General features: G+C 48.4%; 15 protein-coding genes. 6 read left to right on the top strand and 9 right to left on the bottom strand.

Going from position 1 to position 23,890, the window contains the following annotated elements; translation table 11 throughout:
* Positions 1-85: 85 nt before the first annotated feature.
* A complete protein-coding gene (locus SAPGRDRAFT_RS03365; RefSeq protein ID WP_002657193.1) occupies positions 86-862 on the top strand; it encodes a ParA family protein in 777 nt (258 codons plus the stop codon).
* A 59-nt stretch (positions 863-921) separates the two neighbouring features.
* On the opposite strand, the gene SAPGRDRAFT_RS03370 is transcribed toward SAPGRDRAFT_RS03365, so the two are convergent.
* From SAPGRDRAFT_RS03370 to SAPGRDRAFT_RS03385, 4 genes are all read right to left on the bottom strand, one after another.
* Complete coding sequence (locus SAPGRDRAFT_RS03370) at positions 922-1,659, bottom strand: outer membrane lipoprotein-sorting protein (protein ID WP_002657194.1); 738 nt, start codon at positions 1,657-1,659, stop codon at positions 922-924.
* Between the two features lie 184 nt (positions 1,660-1,843).
* A complete protein-coding gene (locus SAPGRDRAFT_RS03375) occupies positions 1,844-3,118 on the bottom strand; it encodes an ABC transporter permease (protein WP_002657195.1) in 1,275 nt (424 codons plus the stop codon).
* The gene (locus SAPGRDRAFT_RS03380; protein WP_002657196.1) at positions 3,115-4,260 is read right to left on the bottom strand and encodes an ABC transporter permease; all 1,146 of its coding nucleotides are present in this window, start codon (positions 4,258-4,260) and stop codon (positions 3,115-3,117) included. The genes SAPGRDRAFT_RS03375 and SAPGRDRAFT_RS03380 overlap by 4 nt, the downstream gene beginning before the upstream one ends.
* Positions 4,257-4,967 carry an ABC transporter ATP-binding protein gene (locus tag SAPGRDRAFT_RS03385; protein ID WP_002657197.1) on the bottom strand — a complete coding sequence of 237 codons (711 nt, stop codon included), beginning with the start codon at positions 4,965-4,967 and terminating at the stop codon, positions 4,257-4,259. The genes SAPGRDRAFT_RS03380 and SAPGRDRAFT_RS03385 overlap by 4 nt, the downstream gene beginning before the upstream one ends.
* Positions 4,968-6,511: 1,544 nt before the next feature.
* Between SAPGRDRAFT_RS03385 and SAPGRDRAFT_RS03400 the strand changes: the two genes are divergently transcribed.
* Positions 6,512-9,160: an AAA family ATPase gene (locus tag SAPGRDRAFT_RS03400; protein WP_002657198.1), complete on the top strand. Its 2,649-nt coding sequence runs from the start codon at positions 6,512-6,514 to the stop codon at positions 9,158-9,160.
* On the opposite strand, the gene SAPGRDRAFT_RS03405 is transcribed toward SAPGRDRAFT_RS03400, so the two are convergent.
* From SAPGRDRAFT_RS03405 to SAPGRDRAFT_RS03410, 3 genes are read right to left on the bottom strand one after another with little or no spacing between them, the layout of a single operon-like run.
* Complete coding sequence (locus SAPGRDRAFT_RS03405; protein ID WP_002657199.1) at positions 9,157-9,813, bottom strand: glycoside hydrolase family 25 protein; 657 nt, start codon at positions 9,811-9,813, stop codon at positions 9,157-9,159. The genes SAPGRDRAFT_RS03400 and SAPGRDRAFT_RS03405 overlap by 4 nt on opposite strands.
* On the bottom strand, positions 9,813-9,992 hold the full coding sequence (locus SAPGRDRAFT_RS23370; RefSeq protein ID WP_253271254.1) for a hypothetical protein: 180 nt from the start codon (positions 9,990-9,992) through the stop codon (positions 9,813-9,815). Before SAPGRDRAFT_RS23370 ends, SAPGRDRAFT_RS03405 begins: the two co-directional genes overlap by 1 nt.
* A 23-nt stretch (positions 9,993-10,015) precedes the next feature.
* A complete protein-coding gene (locus SAPGRDRAFT_RS03410) occupies positions 10,016-10,807 on the bottom strand; it encodes a sugar nucleotidyltransferase (protein ID WP_253271255.1) in 792 nt (263 codons plus the stop codon).
* A gap of 294 nt (positions 10,808-11,101) precedes the next feature.
* On the opposite strand from SAPGRDRAFT_RS03410, the gene SAPGRDRAFT_RS03415 reads away from it, so the two are divergent.
* On the top strand, positions 11,102-11,605 hold the full coding sequence (locus SAPGRDRAFT_RS03415; protein WP_002657201.1) for a Dps family protein: 504 nt from the start codon (positions 11,102-11,104) through the stop codon (positions 11,603-11,605).
* 230 nt (positions 11,606-11,835) lie between these two features.
* Here SAPGRDRAFT_RS03415 and SAPGRDRAFT_RS19805 read toward each other — a convergent pair whose 3' ends face one another.
* Complete coding sequence (locus SAPGRDRAFT_RS19805) at positions 11,836-13,701, bottom strand: endonuclease (protein WP_002657202.1); 1,866 nt, start codon at positions 13,699-13,701, stop codon at positions 11,836-11,838.
* 359 nt (positions 13,702-14,060) lie between these two features.
* Here SAPGRDRAFT_RS19805 and SAPGRDRAFT_RS03430 point away from each other — a divergent pair, with 359 nt between their 5' ends.
* The 3 genes from SAPGRDRAFT_RS03430 (at position 14,061) to SAPGRDRAFT_RS03440 (ending at position 18,542) form a co-directional block, all read left to right on the top strand.
* A complete protein-coding gene (locus tag SAPGRDRAFT_RS03430) occupies positions 14,061-15,995 on the top strand; it encodes a toxin-antitoxin system YwqK family antitoxin (protein WP_002657203.1) in 1,935 nt (644 codons plus the stop codon).
* A gap of 95 nt (positions 15,996-16,090) precedes the next feature.
* Complete coding sequence (locus SAPGRDRAFT_RS03435) at positions 16,091-16,957, top strand: nuclear transport factor 2 family protein (RefSeq protein WP_002657204.1); 867 nt, start codon at positions 16,091-16,093, stop codon at positions 16,955-16,957.
* A 331-nt stretch (positions 16,958-17,288) separates the two neighbouring features.
* Complete coding sequence (locus SAPGRDRAFT_RS03440) at positions 17,289-18,542, top strand: pyruvate dehydrogenase complex dihydrolipoamide acetyltransferase (RefSeq protein ID WP_002657206.1); 1,254 nt, start codon at positions 17,289-17,291, stop codon at positions 18,540-18,542.
* 258 nt (positions 18,543-18,800) lie between these two features.
* Here SAPGRDRAFT_RS03440 and SAPGRDRAFT_RS03450 read toward each other — a convergent pair whose 3' ends face one another.
* Entirely contained in the window at positions 18,801-23,654 is a 4,854-nt protein-coding gene (locus SAPGRDRAFT_RS03450; RefSeq protein ID WP_002657208.1) for a T9SS type A sorting domain-containing protein, read from the bottom strand.
* Between the last annotated feature and the right edge of the window lie 236 nt (positions 23,655-23,890).

Raw genomic sequence — 23,890 nt, forward strand, 5'->3', positions numbered from 1 at the left:
AAGATATTTTTTTACTATTTTGGGCGAGCTAGCCCTTTGTCTTAGCAAGGACCCTAGTAATTTAGTAAAGACTAATAAGAAGACCATGAGTATTATCATATCCCTATTGAACCACAAAGGAGGCGTTGGAAAAACTACCTCTGCGATCAACCTAGGCGCCGCCCTGGTCAAACTAAATAAAAAAGTACTGCTTGTCGATCTTGATCCGCAGGCGAACTTGACGATCTCTCTGGGCATCCCCAGACAAAGAGTGACGATCTATGAAAATATGCGCGGCGATGCAGAACTCCAACCCTATAATGTGAAAGAAGATTTTGATGTGATCACCTCTTCGCTAGACCTCTCTGGGGCCGAAATGGAACTCATCAATGAACCCGGCAGAGAGTATATCCTCCGAGAACTCTTCGAACCCCTTCAAGAGGAATATGATTATGTTATCATTGATTGCCCGCCCTCATTGGGCCTGCTCACCCTCAATGCACTAACCGCCAGTAATTTTGTTTTCATTCCCGTGCAAACTGAGTTTTTGGCCCTGCAAGGACTGGCCAAGATTAAACAGATTACCGATAAGGTCAGCTTCCGACTCAATAAGAAACTAAAGATGGGCGGCGTGATCGCCACCATGTACGATAGCCGCAAAATTCTTAATCGCGATATCGTGAGCACAATCAAGAAGTATTTTGGAGATAAGGTATTCAACACCAAGATTCGTAGCAATGTCTCTCTGGCCGAAGCCCCCTCTCAGCACAAAGATATCTTTGAGTATAATAAGTCCTCTAATGGCGCCAAAGATTATCTCGCCCTCGCTAAAGAAGTGGTGGGCCGCCTAGAAGAAGCCCCTCAGAAAAAATCAGATGCCTAAAGGCTAAACGATAAAGCTAAAAAGGGCTGTCGGAATTCTCCGACAGCCCTTTTTCTTTGCTAGCGCTTCAATATGCTTTTATTAAAATAATGTTCTGGAATCGCTTCATCTAAGGCTAACTCCAAAAGAATAAAGTCGGTCCCCTTGCCCTTTTTGAGAGCATCTTTATAATGCGTAATTGTTGGGTAGTAACGATCTCCAAATGCCTTGACCTCCGAGAAGGTTAACTCCTTGAGCAGCTGGCCGCTCTTGGCATATAGCTCTTCTTTTAGGGGTACATAATAGCGCTGATCTACCCAAATTTTTCGCTTGGGGTAACTCAATCCCTCTACCTTGGCCACTAATTCTAAAACCCAGACCCGCTGCCCCTGCAGTTCCTCCTCCCCCAACAAACGCAAACTATAAATATCCTGCATTTTTCGGTCTTCCATCATATCCTCATAAGAAAGGTCAGAGCCCATGACCGACTGCCGAAGCATATGCCCCGATAATTGAATACTCCGATCCGTTGCGGGCGAGTAAATCCATAGGCGATCGCCTAACTTAAGCATTTTAGTCCCTCGCTCCCTAGCCGGGGCCAGGTATTCGGTATAGGCCTTTTGGTTCCCCTCCGAATAACTTCGGCTCTCTACGGTTCGGCTGCCTCGACGGCCATGAATGACCATCTGACTTCGGCTGATTTGCGTCTTGGCATTCATGTTTTCATCCATCTTAGCAATGATCTCACTGGCCGTTTGGGCCCAGTTTGGCGCCATCGTAAAGAGGATTAACACAAGACTACATAATATTTTTTTCATCTCTTTTCTGTTTTGTTTTTTTGGGGCCTCCGCCTCGCTTTGCTCGTCGGCGCTACGGTTACTCCCTTTGGTCGTCGAACTGCGGACTAAAGTCCTTGTTGTTAGGGCTCGCTATTCGCTCGGCCCTTCGCCCCCCCCTTTCGCATCGCTAGGCTGGCGGGCCTTCGGCCCTTTGGACCAATTTCTAGGCCTCCAATTCCTTAAATAAATTGGCGGTGCTTCTTTGATAGATGCCCAAACCCGCTAACATACTGCCCAAAAGACTAGCCAAAAGGCCCGGAATAAAGCCGATATAGAGCAATTCTACCGTTAATTTGGCCCTAAAGACCGAGGGCATCATCACATTAGATTGCTCCAAGGCCCCATCTAGGTCAATACCATATAGTTGTAGGTAGTAGCAAAGCCCCAGCCCGACTAATGTGCCCAAAAAAGAGCCTAAGCCACCAATGAGTAAAGACTCTATACAAAGGGCCGCATATATTTGCCCTTTGGCCTCGCCCAATGCCAAACGAATACCAAACTCTTTATAGCGTCTCAAGCCGCCTAAAAGCCCCATATTCCAAAGGACAATAGACATGGCCAGCACAAAGATGCCTATAATCAAAGTAGACATATTATTGGCATAGTCTACATATTGGCCCAAGTTGTTTTGTGCTCTGAGCGAAAGCATAATAGGCGCAAATTCATCGGGGTTATCAGCCTGGGCCGCATTAAAGCCTTCTGCAATGATTTTAGCTTGCTTGACCGAATAACTATTGTGCTTAAAATAGCCCAAGATCTCTGCCGCCGCATCTTGCATATCCAAAAAATCTTCCGCATCGGCTAAGTTCATAATAAGGCTGCTGCGGTCTATGGCCACTACCCCAAAACGAATGACGCCCACCAATTGGTAGTTTCTAAAGCTCATGCTGCCCTCCATCGTGCTGCCCATCAAACTGAAACTTTGGCCCAATTCTATGCCCAAGCGCCGAGCAAATTCCTCCCCCATGAGGACCTCCTGCGGCTGTTCTGGCAAGCGCCCTTTATATAAGGACTTTTGCAGGTTCAATCTTTGGGCCTCTCCCAAACTAGGGGTACTGAGGTCTAGGGCCGTTACATTGGCAGGACCTTGGGCCTTCGTTTCTCCCTGAGCATTGGCCAAATCTACTAGCCCCCCAAAGCGAAGCCTGGGCGTCCAGATGAGCTCGGGATACTCCTGCCGCAAATGGGCCAGTAGGCTGTCAGCCTCATAAAGGGCCAAGTCATTGGGCTTTTGGCTGGCTAGCTCGGCATAGGCGCGGCTCATTACTTTGAGGTGCCCCGTCTCTAAGCGAGCATTCTGCTCGATAATATCATTAAATACCCCCTGCATAAATCCCGACAAGAAAACCGTGAGCAATACCCCCATAGCCGTAACCAAGATGGGGAAAAAGCTGCGAGAACGATCTCGCCAAATGCCTTTAAGTAGAAAGTAGATCATTGTAGTTTTCCTTTTAGGGCGGCAACGGGGCTCATCCGAGCGATCTTCCTTGCAGGCCAATAACTTACCAGAAAAGAGCTGGCTAAAATAATCAAGCTCGTTTTTAGAATGAGGATCCAGCTATAGACGGGATAAATGGCCTTGCCCATACTCACGCCCATTTCATCGGCCATTTCAGGCATGGGGATGCCGTTTTGGGCCAAATAATAGAGCAAGGGGGCCCCATATAAACCGCCCAAGAAGAGGCCAAAGATGGCATATAGCCCTCCTTCTAAGGTAAAGAGCAATTGAACTTCTTTTGGGCTCATGCCCAAGGAGATATAGGTCCCAATTTCTTTCTGCCGCTTAAATATAGACAACACCTGAGTATCAAAAAGGGCCAAAAGGGCTATGGCCAACAAAATGTAATAACTAAACTGCGAGCTGCCTTTTTTGGCTTCAATAATCTTATTGATGGGGGCCAGTAGAACCTCCAATTCTTGCCAATTGGCCCCAGCCACCGACTGCGGTTTGGCCTTGGCGGCCACCCAAATATTGGCTTTATTCTCTAGGCCCGTTTTAGCTTGCAAGCTCAAGAGGTCTACCCAGATTTGCCCTTGGTCCACGCTAGGCAGTGGGCTATCAAAAACGCCCGCTATTTCTATTTCCTGAGCATCAAAGCTGCCTTTTTGGTCTCTCCAGCGCATCAAAAGACGGTCGCCTTTTTGGAGCTGGCAGTTTTTGGCCATTCTGTGACCAATGAGGGCGGGAAACTGGGCCTGACTTTGGGCCAAAAGAGCCGTAGGCAAGGCCAATAATTCTTGTTGGGCGGGAATCCCTTTGATAATGAGCGGATACATCCGCCCATCGGGATAAATACTCCCCTGCCGCCATAATATAGGCGTTCCCTCTAGGCTTTGGGGCCAATCCTTTAGGCCCTCCTGATAAGAAAAGGGGTCTAGGGGGTCAAAACCTTGGGCCCAATACTGCCCCGCAGCAAACTCCCAAGCAATACTATCTTGTTTGGCCGACTGGTTCCAGCCGTCTAACAGCCCATTGATAAATAGAATCAAGACAAAAACAAGGGAGAGAATGCTCGCATTGAGCCAAGTCCGCAGTCCCGCCCCCTTCAGATTCCGATAGGCTAAGGTCCAGGCTATCATTCGCTTACTGTTTTAGGGATTTGGGCCTCATCCTTTTCGATTTCTCCGTCTCGAAGATGGATGATGCGCTCTAGGTAGGCCATTACTTTCTCGTCATGGGTAGAAAATAGAAAGCTTGTCCCTAATTCTTGATTCAGGCGGCGCATCAGACGCATAATATTGTGTGCATTGGCAGCATCTAGGTTGGCAGTAGGTTCATCGGCCAAGATTAACTTGGGCCGTTTGACAATAGCGCGGGCAATGGCCACCCTTTGGCCCTCTCCGCCCGATAGTTTATCGGGTTTTTTATTGGCCAAATGCGCAATGCCCAACCACTCTAGGGCTTCTTTTACGGTTTTTTGGCGCTCTGCCTTGCTCTTTTTTTGAAGCAGTAAGGGAAACTCTACATTTTCAAAAACAGTATAGACGGGCAAGAGGTTAAATTGCTGAAAAATAAACCCCAGCTCCAAATTCCTAAAGTTGGCCGCCGCCTTGGCGCTCATGTTGGCCACGTCTTGGCCCAAAACAATCGCCTCACCCTCCGAGGGTTGGTCTAAACCACCAATAATATTAAGTAAGGTGGTTTTGCCTGAGCCCGAGGGACCCACTAGGCCCGAAAATTCTGCTGCTTGCATATTTAAGCTTAAGTCTTTAAGGGCCGTGAACTCTCCTTCGCCCAAAGGAAAGCGCTTATAGATATGTTTAAGGACGAGAATGTCTTCTTTCATCTTGCTAGAGGGTTATTTCTGTTACTTAGGCGGCCAAGGCTAGCCTCTCTTTCTACTGAAGATAAGACTTCGCTAAGAAATAGACTGTTGATTCCTAAAAATATTCTGCAAGGCCCTTTTTTTGGCCCTTTCTAGCCGCCGCTTAATGGCAGGCAACTTTCCTAGGCCTAATGCCTAGGCCATAAGACTGGCGAGCTTTAAGGAAATGGATGTTTTTTGATATTTTCTTTTGGGGCTGCCCCGCCCTGCGGGCGGGTCGGGCTGTGTCGCAGCTCGCAGGTCTGCTCGGCCCTGCGCAAAAAAGCGCTTTGCGCTTTTTTGCTGGGTCTGGCCCTTCGGGCCACTGCTTTCCATCCCTCAGCCGCGGGCGCTTCGCGCCCTTCTGGACCCGCCCCTTTTGCTTTGGGCTAAATTCTCTATATATATAGTAGGCTACTCCAATTTGTCTATTTATAGAACTTTGTCTTTAAGCTGCTGTTTCCCTTAGCCAATAAACCAGCTATAATAATGAGTGTACAGCAAGTTTCCCTTTAGCTCTGGGGGATTCCCCCTAGCCATCTGGATCGTTACATTTAAGCGGGGGGATTCCCCCTAGCCGTCTGGATCGTTACATTTGAGCTGGGGGATTCCCCCTAGCCATCTGGATCGTTACATTTAAGCGGGGGGATTCCCCCTAGCCATCTGGATCGTTACATTTGAGCTGGGGGATTCCCCCTAGCCATCTGGATCGTTACATTTGAGCTGGGGGATTCCCCCTAGCCATCTGGATCGTTACATTTAAGCAGGGGGATTCCCCCTAGCCATCTGGATCGTTACATTTAAGCAGGGGGATTCCCCCTGGCCATCTGGATCGTTACATTTGAGCGGGGGGATTCCCCCTAGCCGTCTGGATCGTTACATTTGAGCGGGGGGATTCCCCCTAGCCGTCTGGATCGTTACATTTGGCTCCGGGGATTCCCCAGAGGCGTCTGGATCGTTACATTTGGCTCCGGGGATTCCCCAGAGGCGTCTGGATCGTTACATTTGGCTCCGGGGATTCCCCAGAGGCGTCTGGATCGTTACATTTGGCTCCGGGGATTCCCCAGAGGCGTCTGGATCGTTACATTTGGCTCCGGGGATTCCCCAGAGGCGTCTGGATCGTTACATTTGGCTCTGGCGTGGCGCCGGAGCCATCTGGATCGTTACATCGTAGCTCCGGGGGCATCTAAATAGTCCTATTGCTTTTTTCGGGGGCTCCCCTACTAGCGTTGAGCTATAAGCGATTAGGCGCTAAAATATGAAGAGGAGTCTTTTTATCTTCTAGAATGGGGGGCCGAAGCGGAATGCTCAGAGAGAAAAAGTTGTTGAGCGGCCCAGCGCTGCGGAGGGGTGGCCGAAGGCCAGACCGAAGCCGCCGCAGGCGGCTGAAGGGCCGAACAGACCTGTGAGCCCCGCAGCATAGCGGCGGCCAGCTTGGCTTTGCCAAGCTGGCCGCGGGCCCCAGAAATAAAACTTGCAGAAAGGAAGTTAAACAACTATATTAGATAGTTAATAAAAAGCGATCTATGTCAAAATTACTCGACCCGAACTTTAAGCCGTACAAATACTTGGATCTCAAGACCTACTGTACGGTAGAATGGTTAGCGGGCAATAAAAAGAAATATCGGCAAGTATTTGACCGCTATGAAACGGCCCATATATATGCGGAGCTGACCTTTTATAATAAGTTATTTGATGAGGAGGACTGGGTAGTGAAGGTCAATCTCAAGTGTTATTCTCTAAAGAAGGGGCGCAAAGAGCTTTGCGACCTTAGTTTTGAGCGCAAAGTAAGTCGTTATGACAACTGTGTTTATATTCGAGAGGGATGGGGAAACAAGAAAGCAGGTAATTTTTGGAAGGCTGGTAGTTACTACTGGGAAGCTTATGTGGATGGGGAGAAAGTAGCGACTCGGTACTTTTATATAGAGGATACGGGGAAGAAGACCTTAGATATTAAGCATTATCTGCAGTTAAAGTCGGCTAAAATGTTTGAGGCGGCCTATAATGCGGAGTTGACAGAGGAGCAGAAAGTGTACCTCAAGACCTTCCCGGCCAATGAGACTCGTTATGTACATATAGATTTGGGTTTAGAGAACATGTTTCGGGCTAAATCTTGGCATTGTGAGTTGGTAGTACGGGTATACAATGCGGCTCGTCAGCTCAAGGGCGAGGCCACGCATTTGCAGACCATTGAGGCGGAGGAAGCAGTTTTGGAGATTGAGTTGCAGTGGGGGTCTAATGTAAAGGGTTCTTGGAGCAAGGGGCAATATACTGCTGAAATCATTTTCATGGACCAACTGCTAGCGATTTTGCCGTTTACGGTAGATGAAGAGGCTGAGGAGGGGATAGTGGGTTGTATTTTGCCCAATCAATTTCAGCCGATGGCCTTAACAGGAGTGGATGGACAGGGTGAAGATTTTGAGGAAGTGATGCAAGGTTTGGACCGTTTGATAGGCTTGGCGGCCATCAAGCAGAAGTTGCGCGACCATGCCAACTACCTACAATTTTTGCAGCTACGTAGAGAGAAGGGCTTTGCGGAATTGGAGGAAACGAGTCTACATGCGGTCTTTCAGGGGAACCCGGGGACGGGGAAAACCACCGTGGCCAAAATGATGGGGCGGCTCTACTCTAGCATGGGGCTTTTATCTAAGGGGCATGTACATGAAGTAGATCGGGTGGACCTTGTGGGGGAATACATTGGGCAGACTGCGCCTAAGGTTCGGGATGCGATAGAGAAAGCTCGTGGGGGTGTTTTGTTCATTGATGAGGCCTATGCTTTAGCGAGGACCAATGATGACAGCAAGGACTTTGGTCGAGAAGTGATTGAGATCTTGGTCAAAGAGATGTCTAATGGTCCGGGTGATATGGCTGTCATTGTGGCGGGTTATCCTAAGGAAATGAAATACTTCTTAAGCTCTAATCCGGGTTTGCGTTCTCGTTTTAAGTTATTCTTTGACTTTAGCGACTACTTGCCTGATGAGCTATCGGCGATTTCCAACTATGCTTGTCAGCAGAAGGCTGTTATTTTGTCGGAAGCGGGGCGGAAAGCCTTGGATCAGATGATTGTAGATGCTTTTCGGTCGAGGGACCGTAGTTTTGGCAATGCTCGTTTTGTTTACGATTTGATTGAGGAGGCCAAAATCAATTTGGGTTTGCGGATTATGGCTAGCGAGGCGCCTCAGGAATTTAGCAAAGAGGAATTAGAGACCGTTAGTTTGGAAGATGTTCAGCGGATCGAGTTGGAGAGTCCCAAGCGCTTGCCCAACCTCCCGATAGATGAGCGTTTATTGGTAGAGGCTATGAAAGAGCTCAATGAACTGATTGGGATGCAGAACATCAAGACGGAGATTGCCGAATTGGTACAGTTGGTTCGGTTCTATCGATTGAGTCATAGGAATGTGCTCAATAAGTTCTTTTTGCATACTGTTTTTGTGGGGAATCCGGGAACGGGGAAGACCACAGTTGCTCGTATTTTGACCAAGATCTACAAGGCCTTGGGTATTTTGGAGCGGGGGCATATGGTAGAGACCGATCGTCAGGGTTTGGTAGCGGGTTATCTGGGGCAGACCGCCATAAAAACCTCTGAGCGCATAGATGAGGCTATGGGAGGCGTTCTTTTTATAGACGAAGCCTATGCGTTGATCTCTGGCGGCAATGGCAATTTGGCCAATGCGAGTGATTTTGGGGCCGAGGCCATACAGACCTTACTCAAGCGGATGGAAGACTCTAGGGGGCAGTTCTTTGTTTTTGCTGCGGGTTATCCGGAGAACATGGAGAGCTTCCTCAAGGTCAATCCGGGATTGCGTTCTCGTTTTGACAAAATCTTGAAATTTGAGGATTACAAAAGCGAGGAGCTGTATTCTATTGCCTTGATGATGTTAGGAGAAGAGGGCTTAGAGTTGGAAGAAGCTGCGGCGGACTATCTTCGTCGGCATTTGGAGCAGCTTTATGAAGTACGCGACAAATACTTTGGCAATGCTCGTTCGGTCCGTCAGTTGATCAATGAGGTCAGTCGTAGGCAGAGTTTGCGTTTGGCTGCACTAACAGAAGAAGAGCGGCAGCAGCTATCCTTACAGCAAGTAAGTTATGCCGATGTAGCGGGACTAGCGGCTGATAGTGAAGAGCAGCTCTTTAATAAAAAGAGCATTGGATTTCGCTCTAAGGGCAATGCCTAATTGAGCAAGAGAGCCTTTAGCTCTTGGCGGCTAGCGGAAAACACATTAAGGTCGACCTGGGCGGGAATGCCTGGATGTCGGCCTTTATTTGTATACTGCCAAAACAGCCAATTTTTGGTAGTGGGCATCTTGCGATTATAGCGAGCGATCCAGAGCGGATAATCTTGAAACTCTGGATGCAGATAATCCTCATAGAACTTCATGGAGCTATAGATAATGGGCTTACATTGGCAGGCCTCTTCTACCTTGTTGAGCCAAAGAGCGACGCCGAGGCGGAGTTTTTCTGCCCCTACCCCATCTAGTTCCTCTACATCGAGTACGGGGGGCAGGTTGCCGGGGCCAAGGGGCACCGTTTGGAGAAAAAAATTGGCCTGAGCGATTGCAGAGCGTTGAGGTCTAAAAAAATGGTAGGCCCCTATGGCTAGGTTCTTCTTCTGCAGGGCCGCCCAATTATGCTCAAAGAGAGAATCTTGGTAATTATCGGCCTCTGTGGCCTTAATAAAAACAAAGTCGACCTTTTTTTCATCAAACTGTTCCCAATCGATTCGTTTTTGATAGTGTGAAATATCTAGGCCTTTGACGACATAGTCATCGGCTTGATGTTTACAAGAGAACAGCAGTGGTAGCAAGAGCAAGAGAGGGAAAAAGCGCATTAGGAAAAGTCAATTTCAGTGTTATCTCCAATATTTAGGCTTTGGCTAAGGCCCTTTACCGAGGCATCGCTACCAATGATAGAGCGTTGCAAGACGGCCTCTTCTATACTGGCATAATTTCCAATAATAGAATCATAGATAATGGCTTGTTTGAGTTGGGCGCCATCTCCCACCGACACATTAGGGCCAAGGATAGAGTTTTCTATTTTGCAACCTTTGCCAATGCGTACGGGGGGATAATAATCGTATTCGTAAAACTATAGTGGGTACCTTCTTCTCGGTCGCGGCGTTGCAGCAGCATAGCATTGGTGGCCAGTAAGATTTCTTTTTTGCCACAATCAAACCAATTGCTAATGGGGCAGACCGATATTTTGCAGCCTAGACGGACCATCTGCATGAGGGCATCGGTCAGTTGGAACTCATCCATAGTTTTGACCTCATGCTCAATAATATAGCTAAGAGCCGCAATTAGTTCGGGTACTTCACAGATCTTATAGATGCCCACAATGGCCATATTAGATTTGGGGATGCGGGGTTTTTCGACCACCTTACGGATATAGCGATCTTCATCGAGCACCACCACCCCAAACTCTCGGGGGTCCTCTACTTTTTTGACTCCTAGGCAGGTTGTTTTGCTAGAAAAGATCCCTTTTAGATTGCCATCTAGAATCGTATCGCCCAGCATAATCAAAAACTCGGGTTCCTGCATAAACTCCTTTTGGGCCAGCCAGATAGCATGCCCTAAGCCGAGGCGTTCTTCCTGATAGATAAAGACCTTTTTGAGGTCGGGATAACTATCTTCAATATACTTTTGGATCTTATCGCCTAGATAGCCAATGACAAAAACAAACTCCTCGATTCCGTACTCTTGCAACTGCTCAATAATAGCGGCAATAATGGGTTTACCGGCCACGGGGATAAGGGGTTTGGGTTGGGTGTAGGTATGCGGGCGCAGGCGGGTGCCTGCGCCTGCTACAGGTATTAGCGCTTTCATAAAATAGGCTTCTGATGAGTGATAGACTGGCTTTTGCTGGTCCAAAATACAGCTTTTCCCGCAAATCGGGCAGCATCCAATTTCTTTTAGCCAAAAGAAATAGACGCAAAAAAGTGAATAAACTGCAAACAATATATTGACAAAGCTGTTATGTAAATAGAGAAAAGCGGAAAGAGGCTTGTTTTTAGCCTTAAATTTTGGGAAGAGCGAGATTGAGTTTGCTGAACAGTGGCTTTATATTCCTTGGCTGCCCAAGTTCTTTTCTTTTACTTTATTCATCTTATAAAATTATATATGCAGACCTACCAAAAGTTAGGATTCGAAAAAAAAGAGAGTCAATCTATTGTTCATGCCCTAAACGAGTTGCTGGCCAACTACCAGCTTTACTATCATAAATTGCGGGGGTTTCATTGGAATGTAGAGGGCCGCGACTTCTTTGAGTTGCATGAAAAATTCGAGGAAGACTATCAGGCTGCTCATGAGAACATTGACCACATTGCGGAGCGCATTCGGATTTTCGGGAAGAAGCCTGTTTATCGCTTGGCGGAATATTTAAAAATGGCCAAAATCAAGGAGGCCCAAAGTGATTTGGCCCCAGAGGATATGGTTTGGCAGATTGTGGATGATATGGAAACCCTTTTGGGGGAAATGCTGGGGGTGGTGCAAGCTGCGGAAGAGACTGGCGATACGGCCAGCATTCATTTAATTATGAACATGATGCAGGCCTTAGAGAAGCGTCATTGGATGTTTTCGGCTTGGCTAAAGAAAGTGCCTGTGGCCTCGCCACAGCACAACTAGAGCTAGCCCAAATCGGCTAGGCAGGAAGGGCCCCCAACCATTAGGTTGGGGGCCCTTTTTTCATTGGCTCATCGGCGCATTTGGCCCAGCGCTGCGGAGGGGTGGCCGGAGGCCAGACCAAAGCCGCCGCAGGCGGCTGCAGGGCCGAACAGGCCTGTGAGCCCCGCAGCATAGCGGCGGCCGCCCGCCCTATTTGGGGCGGCCGCGGGCCCCAAATCCTCCTTTGGCAGCTAGTTCACTTTGAGCAACTTGAATTGTTGTACGGTTTGGCCTTTTTGCAAGCTCAGCAGATAGGCTCCTGGGGGCAAATCTTTGAGGTTGAGCTGCCATAGTTTGGCGCTAAAGGCTGCTTTTTTGAGCAATTGAGCTTGCAGATTATAGATAGCGGCCTCTCCCTTTGACTCTTCTGCCCAATAGATGGTCAGTTCATTTTGGACCGGATTGGGGGCAATTTTCAGGGGGGCCTGTTCTTGGCTATGCAGGCTAATGATGGGCGACTGTTGCTGATTAGTTTTTAGTTGATAATAGTAGGTCGTTTCGGGGCTAATATTTTGGTCGATATAATGATCTTGGGCCTCAAACTGCCCCAGAAGCTGCCAGTCTATGGCGTTTTGGCTACGAAAAAGCTGCAATTGAGCTTGGGGGTTGGCATTTTGCCATTGCCAGATGATATCGGCCCTTCGGCTACTGAGCAGCTCGGCCTCAAAATCGAGTTCATCTTGGCCCAAAAGAATCATTTGAGCACAGCCTTGGCCTAGGGCATCGCCCCAGATTTGGCCAACCCATTCAGGATGATCGATAAAGGGATTTCGGTTGCCTTGGATGCTATAGACGGCATTGTTTCGGTCCAATTCTTTGCTACTGACGGGATCATTTTCATGCCAGCTGAGCAGAATTTGGAGTAGCCAGGGCGCATAGGCCGTACAGCTATTGCTAATCATGGCGCAGCTGCCCTCGGGGCTAAGCGACTGCCAGCTGGCCCAATCGGATTCATAGCGGCAGGCCATATAAAAATACATCCGGGCATAATCGCCTTTATACTCATCTATGGGCTCAAAATAATTACTGCTACAAGGCAAACTGGGGTTATCGCCAACCAAAAAGCCATTGCTGCCCGTTCGACTGGGCAAGGTCACGATACCCGGCGGCAGATTGCTTTTAGAGGCATTTAGGCTGCCATCTGAAGGCAGAATATGATGTAAATCGGTATAAGCCGTATCAGAATTTGTGGTGCCCCCGCCCCACCAAGACTTAGGAAAAGAGTGCTCTCTTTGGTAGCAGCCCCCTTCTCCGCCAGGGCAAGAACCTTGATCTTTGTCGCTGCAGGGATCCAATTCGTATTCTCCGGTGGTATGGGGGAAATCGGTAAATACATCCCAGATAATTGTGGCTATGCCGGCATCGTTCGGTCTCAAATCGGTCTGCAAAATGGCATCCCAGACGTCATAATCGCTAGAGGTATAATCAATTTTACGCTGTTGGCGGACCAATTGGTGCAAACTAGACTTAAGGTTGCAGCAAGTTTGGCCGCTATTTATGGGCGCATAATAATTGGCTAGGATACGGATATTATCGAGCTTGTAGTATTTACTTTGATTATTGTAGCCTATGTATCGGAAGGCAAAATGCACGCTTGTGCCGCTAATCGTATCCAGAGCAATAGCGGGATGCCGTTGAAAGAGGGTAGAAAAGCAGCTCAGGGCCTCAATATTAATTAAGCGATCGGCAAGGGGCTGCCAAGAGGCGGCGGCCAGGTCGGCGGCGGTTCCGCCCCCACTATAATTTGTCGAATAAAAGAGGCTAAGTTTAGGCCCAGCATAGCCATCATTATAATCAAAGAGCAAATATTCCTCTTGATAGAGATCTAGGTTAATGGCTGGAGAAACCAGCCAATCCTCATCATCCGCCCCGCCAAAGCCATTACAGCTAGCGGCTCCATTTTGGGCGGTCCAGATATCACTGTCATCGCTCAGACTAATAGCCGACCAGCTCCCTAAACTGGCCGAAAAGTCTTCTTGATGAACAACTGTTTGTGCACTAATTGGCTCGAAGATGGCCAAAAAGCAAAAAAATAATAGTGGTTTAAAGTCAAGCATCAGGATTAAAATTAGGTGAGTGTGTTGGAATTGCTTGCCTTTTGTTTGCTTGTTCGGAGCTTCAAGCTAAAACTTTAATTCTATAGACTAATGCGTTATTTTAAGCGCTAGAAGGCCTATGCTGTCTGTTTTTTGGGGCTGCCCCTCGCCTTCGGCTCGGGTCGCTCCACTTCGCAGCTCGCAGGTCTGCTCGGCCCTGCAGCCCTGCGGGCTTGGGTCTGCCGCCTGCGGCGGCCCTGCTACGGCAGCTCAGCCTGCGGCCCTTTGGGCCTGTAGGGCGCAGAAAGGCGGCTTTGCGCCTAGAAAAACTTGCAAAAGCCAAGGAAAAACCCTAAACTGAAACACAAAAATTAACTAGCATGGCAAAACAACCCAATAGACCCGCTAATTTGCCCGAGGAGGCGAAATGGGTACCGAATAAAAGCCGCTGGGAAGCCGGCGCAACTAACGAAAACGGAAACACCGTTGGCCCTTGGAAAATCTGGCGAAAAAATGGCCAACTCTGGATGGAAATGGAGTATGATGAGCAGGGCAATCACATCAATGATTATCGCCGCTATCATCCCGATGGCAGTATTTCTCAGGAAGGGTCTTATAAAAATGGGAAGCTAGATGGCTGGTTGGCCTTCTATCGCCAACGCTCGGGCAATAGTAAGGAGCCTTTCCCCAGAGAGGTCTACTACAACCAAATTGTCAAAGTCTTACAGCGCTATGTCAATGGACAAGCCCTTGGCAAGCGCTATCTTTTGAAAAATGGCCAAGAGGTCACCAACTACCTCAGTCACAAGCCCGCTTCGGTCCCTAAAGAAGCTTGCTGGAACCAAAGCGATTATGAATGGGAATTGGGCCCTTATGATAAGCAGGGCAAAAAGCATGGCCTTTGGAAATGGTGGCGGCCCGATGCCAGCCTCGTTTGTGAGGCCAATTATGATCATGGCGTCTTGCATGGTTCGCTCAAGCGCTACCACAACGACGGCAAGGTCTCTAGAGCAGGCGAATACGCCCAAGGCAAAGCCCAGGGCCTGCATCATTTTTACCGCAACAAAAGTTATAGCCAAGAGCGCTTCATGAATCAGGTCGACCAAAGAGTAGACCGCTACGAAATTCACTATAAAACCAATGGGCAAGAAGATCATCGGGAGTATTTCCTTGCCGATGGGACGGCCTGTAGCAGCAAGGGCTTTGCTTTATTAACTGTAGCCCTAGACGATCTATTGACGCCTGGCCCCAATGGGTTTTTCCCTAGCCGCTATCAAGAGATGTTGGGCCGAATTTATCCGCAGCTTTTGGCTAAGGACCAATCGGCAGCGCTGGCCAAGATGAAGGCTAATTTTGAGCAGCTTTGGGGCATGCCCCTGCCCGAAGACTTAGGCCAACTCTATGCGCTTTGGTCCGCCATTGGCCAAAGAGAACTCTTTGATAGCCTTTTGCTGGCCCTACCGAAAAACCAAGTCCTTTTGGACCAACAGGCCGCAGGCCAAAACCTCTTTGAGGCCGCCCTGCTCTCTATGCAACAAGAATACCCCTATGATCATATCATTGATTGGTTTACGGGGGGAATTTGTTTGGACCAGCCTCAGCAGCAGCAAAATGGCCGCTACCGCTATGGCTACTATAGCTACCTCTACCAGCTCTATGGCAGTGGCCAAGACCAAGGCAGAATCTACTGCTACGAGCATAACAACAATGGCCTTTGGGGCAGCCAAATCAGCTCGGCCATGGCGCCCAACTTATCGGCTTGGCTCTTTGGGCTATCGGCCTTTTCTTTCTATCATGAATATGAATTGCTCTCTCAGGAGCAGTTTATCAGCTTATACGATGGGCCGCTCAAACAAAACTTTGCGCCAAAATACTACTTTATGAACCATCTCCGCATGGGGAACCGCTATGTGAATGAGAGCGACTTTAAGTATCATCCAAAGCAAAATGCCTTGGTCCAACAATACAACAAAAGCCGCTGGATCATCGAGTTGTTCCGAGCAGAAGGCGATCCCTCTAGCATTGCCTACAACCTCTTTAGCAATGAGCCCTACAAGTCGCCGGAGCGAGCTACAGACATTCTTAGCTCGGTTCCTGAGGCCTTGCACCATCTTTGGTCGGCCTTTTGGTTAGAGGGCCAAGCTGCTAAATTGACTGAATACATTGCGCTTTGCAAGCAATCTCCTGCTTTGATTCTACAAGCTGCTGCCCAACTAGCCGAAGAGCTAAATGCTGGGCGTAAGCGTTTGGGCTTTATCATTGATTTGCCCAAAGTCAAGGCGGAGTTTAATCGCTATGCGGCCCAATACGTCTAAGTTTCCCTTAGACCAATCTAAGAAATGAGCTCCCTTTGGGGAGCTTTTTTTATTTTATGAGTTCAAGCATCTCTTGATCACAAACATTGGATATCATGAAAAAACTAAGCTTAGTCTTGGCCCTTTTGCTCCTTCAGCTGAGTCTTTGGGCCCAAAAAGATGAGCGCCCTGCGCTCATCGCCACCGTCGATAGCTTTTTTCTGCATTTGCATAGCGGCGACTCGGCCAAAATGCGGCCGCTCTTAGCCCCCCAAATGGAGCTACTCACGGTAGCTGGCGATAAGGTCCAACGCAGTCCCCTGCCCGCCTTTTTAATGGCCATTGCCCGCCAACCGAGACTACAAGAATGGGAGGAAAAACTCTGGGACTACCGCCTTCAAATAGATGGGCCATTGGCTAGCGTTTGGACCCCCTACAGCTTTTATCTCGATGGAAATCTCAGTCATTGTGGGGCCAATCATTTTACGCTCCGCCAAAAGGCCGATGGCCAATGGCAGATCATTAGTTTGGTGGATAGCCGCCGACAAGAAGGCTGCCTCAATCGCTCTTGGGCCCAAGAAAGCCAGGCCAAAATAGATACCCTCATGGACCAATGGCATCTAGCGGCCAAAGCAGCCGATGCCGATGGTTTTTTTGGCAAAATGACGAAAAAAGGCATTTATATTGGCACCGATGCTGGAGAAAGATGGTATAGAGACGAGCTGCGAAAATGGGCCAAGGGCGCTTTCAAGAAAGCCCCAGCTTGGGATTTTAGCGTAAAAGAGCGGCATATCCGCATAGATGAGCAAGGCGGCAAAACCGCCTGGGCCGATGAACTGCTGGATACTTGGATGGGCCCTTGTCGGGCCACGGCTGTTTTGAGCTACCAAAATGGCGACTGGAAAATAGAGCACTACCAACTCTCCATGACGGTCCCCAACGAAAAAGTAAAAGCTTATCTTAAATGGCTTGAACAAAAATAGTCAGGCGCTATTCTATAAAGCCGAGGGCCTATTTGGCCTAGCGCTGTGGAGGGGTGGCCGCAGGCCAGACCGAGCAAAACGAGCGCTAGCGAAGTTTTGCGAAGGGCCGAGCAGGCTTGCGAGCCCCGCAACATAGCGCCCGCCGCCCGCCCTATTTTGGGCGGCGGGAGGCCCCAAAAAAACTACATAACAATAGATAGTCTCTAACTCTAGAGGAAAGCCTAGAATAATTTTAGGACATTAAGAAAAGCTTACTATCTTTGAGCCGAGGCCTTGGCTTCAGCAAGAATAAACAACTATTATATTAAATAAATTAATAACTGAACATCCTATGGCAGAAATTGTAAGAATGCCTGCTCTCAGTGATACGATGACAGAGGGTACTTTGGTGGCTTGGCATAAAGCAGAAGGCGAAGCTGTAGAAATCGGCGAATTGTTGGCCGAAATTGAGACGGATAAAGCCGTCATGGAGTTTCAAAGTCTTTATGAAGGAACACTTTTGCACATTGGTGTAGAGGAAGGCAGCGCGGTACCTGTCAATCAAATTATTGCCGTAATTGGTGATAAAGGGGAGGATGTTCAGGCCCTTTTGGCCCAGGCAAATGCAGATGATTCGGCCACTACGGAAGAGGCTGCTCCCGCCGAAGAGGTAGTGCAAGAACTAGAAGCACCTTTGGCCCAAAAAGAAACTTCTTCTTCTGATGATAGCCGCCTAAAGGCTTCTCCTTTGGCCCGTGCAATGGCCAAAGAAGAGGGCATCGACTTGAGCAAAGTAGAAGGTTCTGGCGATGACGGACGCATTGTGAAGAAAGATATTTTGGCCTATATGGAGCGCCAAAAAGCGGCTCCTGTAGCGGCTACGCCTAGTCCTCAAGTGGCTGCGCCCAAGGTCCCCGAGGCCAAAGGCGGCTACAAAGATGTTCCTTTGAGCCAGATGCGCAAAACGATTGCCCGCCGCCTAGGCGAAAGCAAATTCAATGCGCCTCACTTCTATTTGACCATGGAAATTTGCATGGACAAATTGATGGAAACTCGCCAATATATCAAGGGCATTAGCGAGACTTCTATCTCTTATAACGACTTTGTGGTCAAGGCAACAGCTAAGGCGCTTCAACAACATCCTAGCATCAATGCCTCTTGGTTGGGCGATGCGATCCGCTACTACGACTATGTAAATATTGGCGTGGCGGTGGCCATGGATGAAGGTTTGGTGGTTCCCGTTGTTGATGCCGCTGATACAAAATCTTTGTCTCAAATTGCTACGGAAATTCGCGAATTGGCGGGCAAAGCCCGAGATCGCCGCTTGCAAGCACAAGAAATGCAAGGCAATACTTTCACGATCTCTAACCTAGGTATGTTTGGTATTGACGAGTTTACAGCCATTATCAATCCACCCGATGCCTGCATTTTGGCGGTGGGTCGCATTGCGCCTCGCCTTGTGATGGTAGAGGGCGAAGTGAAGGAGTCTAACTTCATGAAAGTGACCCTTTCTTGCGATCACCGTGTGGTGGATGGTGCTCAGGGCGCTCGTTTCTTGCAGACCCTACGCGACATTCTAGAGGAGCCCATGCGTTTGATTATCTAATCGCTTTTGCTCCATTAAAATATCAGCCAGTTGCCTTTGGGTAGCTGGCTTTTTTTATTGTTTTTTTGGGGCCCGCGGCCGCAGGGCGGCCGCCGCTATGCTGCGCCGCTCGCAGGTCTGCTCGGCCCTGCCTCGCTTCGCTCCTGGGTCTGGCCTTCGGCCACGGCTGCGCAGCGCTGGGCCAGGCGCTCCCCTTTGGGGCGGGCAAAAAAAAGAAGGGGACAACAGCAAGCTGTTGTCCCCTTCTGCGCCTAAAGATTAGGGCCGAATTACCGTAAACTTCTTGGTCGTTTTAAAATTGGCATTGCCAATTTGCAAGAAATAAGGAGCTGCGGGCAAATCATGCAGATCGAAGCGAGCGCTTTGGCTGCCTGCCTCTAGCTGGCCTTGGGCCAATACTCTTCCTTGCAGATCGATTAGCGACCATTGGAAATCTTGGCGGAGCGGCTGCGCAAACAACAACTGCGTATAATTTACAGCGGGGTTTGGCGAAAGCAAAGCCGTATTGATCTGATGCGCTTCGGCCTGCGCCTCGGCGAGTTCCGTACTGCTCAGGGCATTGACATATTCGGTAATATCTCGAGTCATCACCGCCTGATAAATTGTTCGGCTAGCAGGAGCATCCTCCTGCACAAAGGCGATTGCCTCCAGATGAGCCGTATCGATATTATTGGGGTTGTAGGTCCAAACCTCCGAAAGCTGAACGCTATCGCCGGGCAGCCAAGATTGGCTAAAGCGAGTTCCTGCGGCATCGGGCAACATCTTGCGGAGCAAAGAGTGCGTATGGAAATTTACGCCATTAGAAAAATAAACGGCTGAATCTTCCGTAACCACTAGCTGCAAATCATAATCTGCAGCGGCCAAGGTATCTCTGGCGATTAGAGTTGCATTGATTTGCAGATTATTATTGCCAATAAAGGCAATTGGCTCGAGGCGGATATCAAAACGGGCATCTTCTAGCATATCGGTTTCAAAATCCTCCTGTCTCAAATCGGCAGAATTGGGTGGGTTGTTGCTATAGCGGCGACCATCAACTACCGCCTTAGCGCTTACGCCATCAATACCATAAATAGAGGTCCTAGCCGAGGGATCGTCTCGGTTCAGGCTATTCATGGGGTCAAAAGCGGGATCTTCATTATTGATTTGTAGTAAAATCACATCGCGGACGGCAGGCGTAGCATAGACCAAATTATAGACATATTGGTTAATCGGATCCATATTGACCACTCCAGCATTAGAGAAATGCTCGAGCAGTACATTGCGTTCTCGGTTCCCGATCCAAACATTATCGAAGGCAAAGCCACGAAGCGGTGTTTGCGAGGCCCCGATGGCGCCAAAGGCCACTCTAAAGCGGAAATTCTCAAAATTGCGGAAAGCATCTAGGGTATAGCGGGCATCTTGCCAGCCGTTGCTTATTCCAGACCAGCCTCTGGGGGCCAGATCTTGCACCCCAGGGCGGCCAGCCACTACAGCTTGATTATACCAATTGATCCCTCGATTGACATTTCCTAAGGGCAACCATTTTTCTGTTTGGGGATCAAAATATTCGATCAGCGTTCCGTCATTTCCTTCATCGGTTTCATTAAAGAAATCGAGTTTGAGCATGGGGCGTTCTAGGGCGGTTAGGTCGATACAAGGGCTATAGACCCAAGCACTTTCATCTGGGCCATAAGTACTATCGGTTCTGGTGATCCAGACTTGGCCATGATCCTGAGCAATGTCGATATCGGCGGGCATCCCCCACTCCCAGAGGTTACTCGATTGGGCTTGGCCTTCGGCCTCTTCTAGCCAACCGTTGGCGCTAGCATCAAAGTCTTCACTATAGGGCGCCAGGGCATTCGGTTGTTCATTGGGCAGCACTAACACCCGAATAGTATCCGAATCGCTACAATAATTATTATTTTCGACAAAAAGCGAGGCCTCAAAAATGCCGGGTCCATTATATTGGTAATTAAAAGTTGGAAACTGGTTATTATTATCATAACTAGCGGCAAAGCTGTTGCCATCGCCCCCATATCCCAAAGGGGCGGTAGTAATAGAATCGTAGAGCGTGGTTGTTCCGGGGATCGTTCCGACCAAATTCATACTATCATTATCGATCTCAAAGAAAACCGAATCTGTAGAGCAGCTATTGTCGGCGCTCAGTTTTACATTGGGCAAACTATGCACATTAAAGCTCGCCCAAGCGGTATCTAGACAAGAAACAAAGGTATTGCTAGTATCTTGGAAAACTGCTTGAATTTGGTGTGTTCCCACTCCAGCGATACTAGAAATCATAAATTCTTTTTCGAAGAGTACGCCGGGGCCGCTATAATTTAGGACATTTCCGCTAAGCAAATTAGGCTGAAAAAAGAGCGTATCTCGGCCAAAGCAGGCATCTACGGTAGCATCTGCGGGCAGACCTTGAACATCATGAGTAGCAAAGAAACTATACTCTGGATGCGGGTGAATATGGACAATTTGGGTATCTCGGGCCGTACAACTGAGTGCTTCCGTTTCATAGATAAGGGTATCTTTGACCAAAGCGGGATAGCGTGTCGTATCCGAGTAATTCGGATTGGGCCAATATTGCCCATAGATAAGGGCGCCATGCATAATTCCTCCCGTGCTAGAGGTATCTCCAAAGAAATAGCGTCCGCCTGTGGGCAAGCCAAAGAGCTCTTGGGGTTCATCGGCTTGGCAAAAATGGTAGCTAGCCATCGTAAAATTAGCGCTAGGCAGTGGGTTGATGGTTACTTCTATTTCTACGGTATCCTTACAAAGGGTTGTAGGATCTTGATACACATAAGCATAATTGACATAACCGGGGGTATTGGGCAAGATGGGGCTATAGACGACAGAGGGATTAAACTGGATATCTGTTGGTCCAGAAATCGTTGGGCCAGAATAGCTTCCGCCAGAAGGCGTTCCCGTTAAGATACCGATTGTATCGTCGGCGCAATAGGTGGTATCTACTTCATCGGTTGAGAGCCCTACGCTGGGAGAGAGATTCACAGTAAATATAGAGTCAATTGAAGAAACGCAGCCATATTGGCTCACATAAGTATAGCTAATCACCTTTTGGCCTGTTCCTGCGGCGGCAGGATTAAAAAGAGGTCCATCACCAACAATACCTGCTCCTGTCAAATTAGCCTGAGAGGCCAAAAGATTAGCTGTAGAGGCATAAGAAGTTGGGGCGGGATAAGTTGTTAAAATATCTACTCCTCCATTTGTACAATAGCGATTCCCTTGATTGCCCAAAGAGCTAGAGTTTCGGCCAGAAATAGCTAGGGCCACATCTCCAAGGATGCGGACATTGGCCGTATCGCTGGCGGTGCAAGTTCCTTGTCCGGCCTCATAAATGAGGTAGTAATTGACATCAGTGCTTTCATTCGTTGCGGTATAAACAGCATTAGGATTAAAAATAGCCCCTAGGGTCGTTGAAGTATTGGCTGCATTTCCGTTACGAGCGGTAATATAATGTACTCCATTAGTGGGGCTAGAGCCGCCTAAATTGACAAAGGTTTCATAATTACAGTAATTCTCGGCAATCGTAGAGTCTATGGCCACTTCGGGTGGGTCTACAATTTGAATAGTTTCTTGATATCGAACGATAACCTCTTGTCCTGTATAGATGGTTTGTGCTTGTCCTGTTGTTGGAGAAGTAGTCACATACTCTCTATCTCTAACTTCTTCTAGATATTCTATAGTCAGCAGCACACTATTTAGTCCATTTGGCAGCAGCAGTCTATATCGTTCTTGGCCTGGGGTACTATTGATTTGTTGCAGAGCAGAAGAGGGATTAGCTTGAACATTCATTAGGTAGCCTCTTCTTTGGCGGGTTTGGTTAGCTGTTGGAGAGGCGTCTGGTCCTTGCCAGCTAGCATCCCATGGGAAATTAGCGGTATCTCGGCCAAACTCTAGAGGGCCATCTAGGCGGCAGTAAACCTCGGGAAAAAGGCGGGGTGGAATAGCTAAGACGTTAATAGAGTCGCCTAATTGGGCGATGCAGCCATCATTATCTATTTGCAGGCCCAATTCATAGCGGCCAGAATCTGCGGTAGCGCCTAAAAAGCGGTTATTTTGAGCATAAACGCCATAAAAGCTGCTGGCTATGGGGGGGCTAGAGTTCAGGATAGAGGTAAAATAGGCAGGTTCACTAGCGATAATACGGATATTTTCGGTATCTGAGCTATTTGTTACTGGAGCAAAGGCGACACTATCGAGGCTATTATTATGAATTGTTATTAGTTGTCGGCTACTCACCGTATTACAAACATCTGTAGTGGTTTGCATATAGGGTTGGTAGCGATATTCTAGTCGTAGGTCTCTATTTTTTCTATTTGTGGTTAGTGCTGCGCTGCCATTTATTCCATCGGGTATAAAGTCATAGCTAGCGCCAATATAGCTAGTTTGGGAAGAGGGGTTTTGCAGATAATTTCCTGTAATTGGGGTATTGCTGCTACTTTCTATCAGTCGTAGGTAGGTAGGTCCTGAGTTGGGATTATAGCCAAAGCCTGTATTGGGTTGGGGGCTTAATTGGACAGCAATTGTATCTCTAGAGCAGACCTCTTGGGGGGCTATAATTTCGGGTTGGGCCTGTACCACTTGTAAAAAGAAGTTCAGCACAGCCCAGCCAGTATCTTGTTGTTCATCATAATGATAAAAAGTAATTTGGCTTGATTGCATATCGCTGGGTACAGAGAAAGTCATTTGGCCTGCGGTATCTCCTTCTATAGTTGTTGAGTTGAGTAAAATGGTAGCGGGAAAAACGTCATTAGGAGCAACTTGTACTGTTCGGATATTGGCTGGGGGGTAAGCGGGTTCTGTGGGGTCTAGGTCTACAGTAATATCATTGATTGGGCCATCGCGATAATAGAAACTAGCACTACTAGGGTTGCCGAGGTAGCCATTATTGGCTTGTTTAATGAGGCAAAGAGAGCTTGTATTATCTTCATGTTGGACATAGAAAAAGTGGGGAGCTTTATTGGTTCCTTCATAATAGATTGTTAGTTGATCGCCTGGGCAGGCTTCAAAGAGGGCGCCTGTATGGTTATTATTGGTAATACTTACTGTTTGGCCCCAGGCGATTAGGGGAACGGAGGCCAATAGAAGGAGGAGCAGCTGTTTCATATCTTTAGTTTTAGATAAGAAGGTGGCTCTTGCTATGGATAGGTTGTAGGTGTTTGCTTTTTGCCTAGAGACAGGCGGGCCTTGGGGCTAAGCCCCGTTTATAAATACAGCGGGCTTTAGTTCATTTTAGGGCGGAGATGGTCCTTAGTGGCAGGGATGGGGTGGCCGGCAAAGCCGGCCAGGCCCGCAGGGCCAATGGCCCAGCGCTGCGCAGCCGTGGCCGCAGGCCAGACCGA

Origin of the sequence: Saprospira grandis DSM 2844 (assembly GCF_000275825.1) — a bacterium.
Taxonomy (GTDB): Bacteria; Bacteroidota; Bacteroidia; order Chitinophagales; family Saprospiraceae; genus Saprospira; species Saprospira grandis_A.

Bases quoted from the DNA above. Each gene is read 5' to 3' on its own strand.
- SAPGRDRAFT_RS03380 (WP_002657196.1), bottom strand. From the start codon at position 4,260: ATGATAGCCTGGACCTTAGCCTATCGGAATCTGAAGGGGGCGGGACTG.
- SAPGRDRAFT_RS03450 (WP_002657208.1), bottom strand. From the start codon at position 23,654: ATGAAACAGCTGCTCCTCCTTCTATTGGCCTCCGTTCCCCTAATCGCC.
- SAPGRDRAFT_RS03400 (WP_002657198.1), top strand. From the start codon at position 6,512: ATGTCAAAATTACTCGACCCGAACTTTAAGCCGTACAAATACTTGGAT.
- SAPGRDRAFT_RS03375 (WP_002657195.1), bottom strand. From the start codon at position 3,118: ATGATCTACTTTCTACTTAAAGGCATTTGGCGAGATCGTTCTCGCAGC.
- SAPGRDRAFT_RS03405 (WP_002657199.1), bottom strand. From the start codon at position 9,813: ATGCGCTTTTTCCCTCTCTTGCTCTTGCTACCACTGCTGTTCTCTTGT.
- SAPGRDRAFT_RS03365 (WP_002657193.1), top strand. From the start codon at position 86: ATGAGTATTATCATATCCCTATTGAACCACAAAGGAGGCGTTGGAAAA.
- SAPGRDRAFT_RS03370 (WP_002657194.1), bottom strand. From the start codon at position 1,659: ATGAAAAAAATATTATGTAGTCTTGTGTTAATCCTCTTTACGATGGCG.
- SAPGRDRAFT_RS03385 (WP_002657197.1), bottom strand. From the start codon at position 4,967: ATGAAAGAAGACATTCTCGTCCTTAAACATATCTATAAGCGCTTTCCT.
- SAPGRDRAFT_RS03410 (WP_253271255.1), bottom strand. From the start codon at position 10,807: ATGAAAGCGCTAATACCTGTAGCAGGCGCAGGCACCCGCCTGCGCCCG.
- SAPGRDRAFT_RS03430 (WP_002657203.1), top strand. From the start codon at position 14,061: ATGGCAAAACAACCCAATAGACCCGCTAATTTGCCCGAGGAGGCGAAA.
- SAPGRDRAFT_RS19805 (WP_002657202.1), bottom strand. From the start codon at position 13,701: ATGCTTGACTTTAAACCACTATTATTTTTTTGCTTTTTGGCCATCTTC.
- SAPGRDRAFT_RS03415 (WP_002657201.1), top strand. From the start codon at position 11,102: ATGCAGACCTACCAAAAGTTAGGATTCGAAAAAAAAGAGAGTCAATCT.
- SAPGRDRAFT_RS03440 (WP_002657206.1), top strand. From the start codon at position 17,289: ATGGCAGAAATTGTAAGAATGCCTGCTCTCAGTGATACGATGACAGAG.
- SAPGRDRAFT_RS03435 (WP_002657204.1), top strand. From the start codon at position 16,091: ATGAAAAAACTAAGCTTAGTCTTGGCCCTTTTGCTCCTTCAGCTGAGT.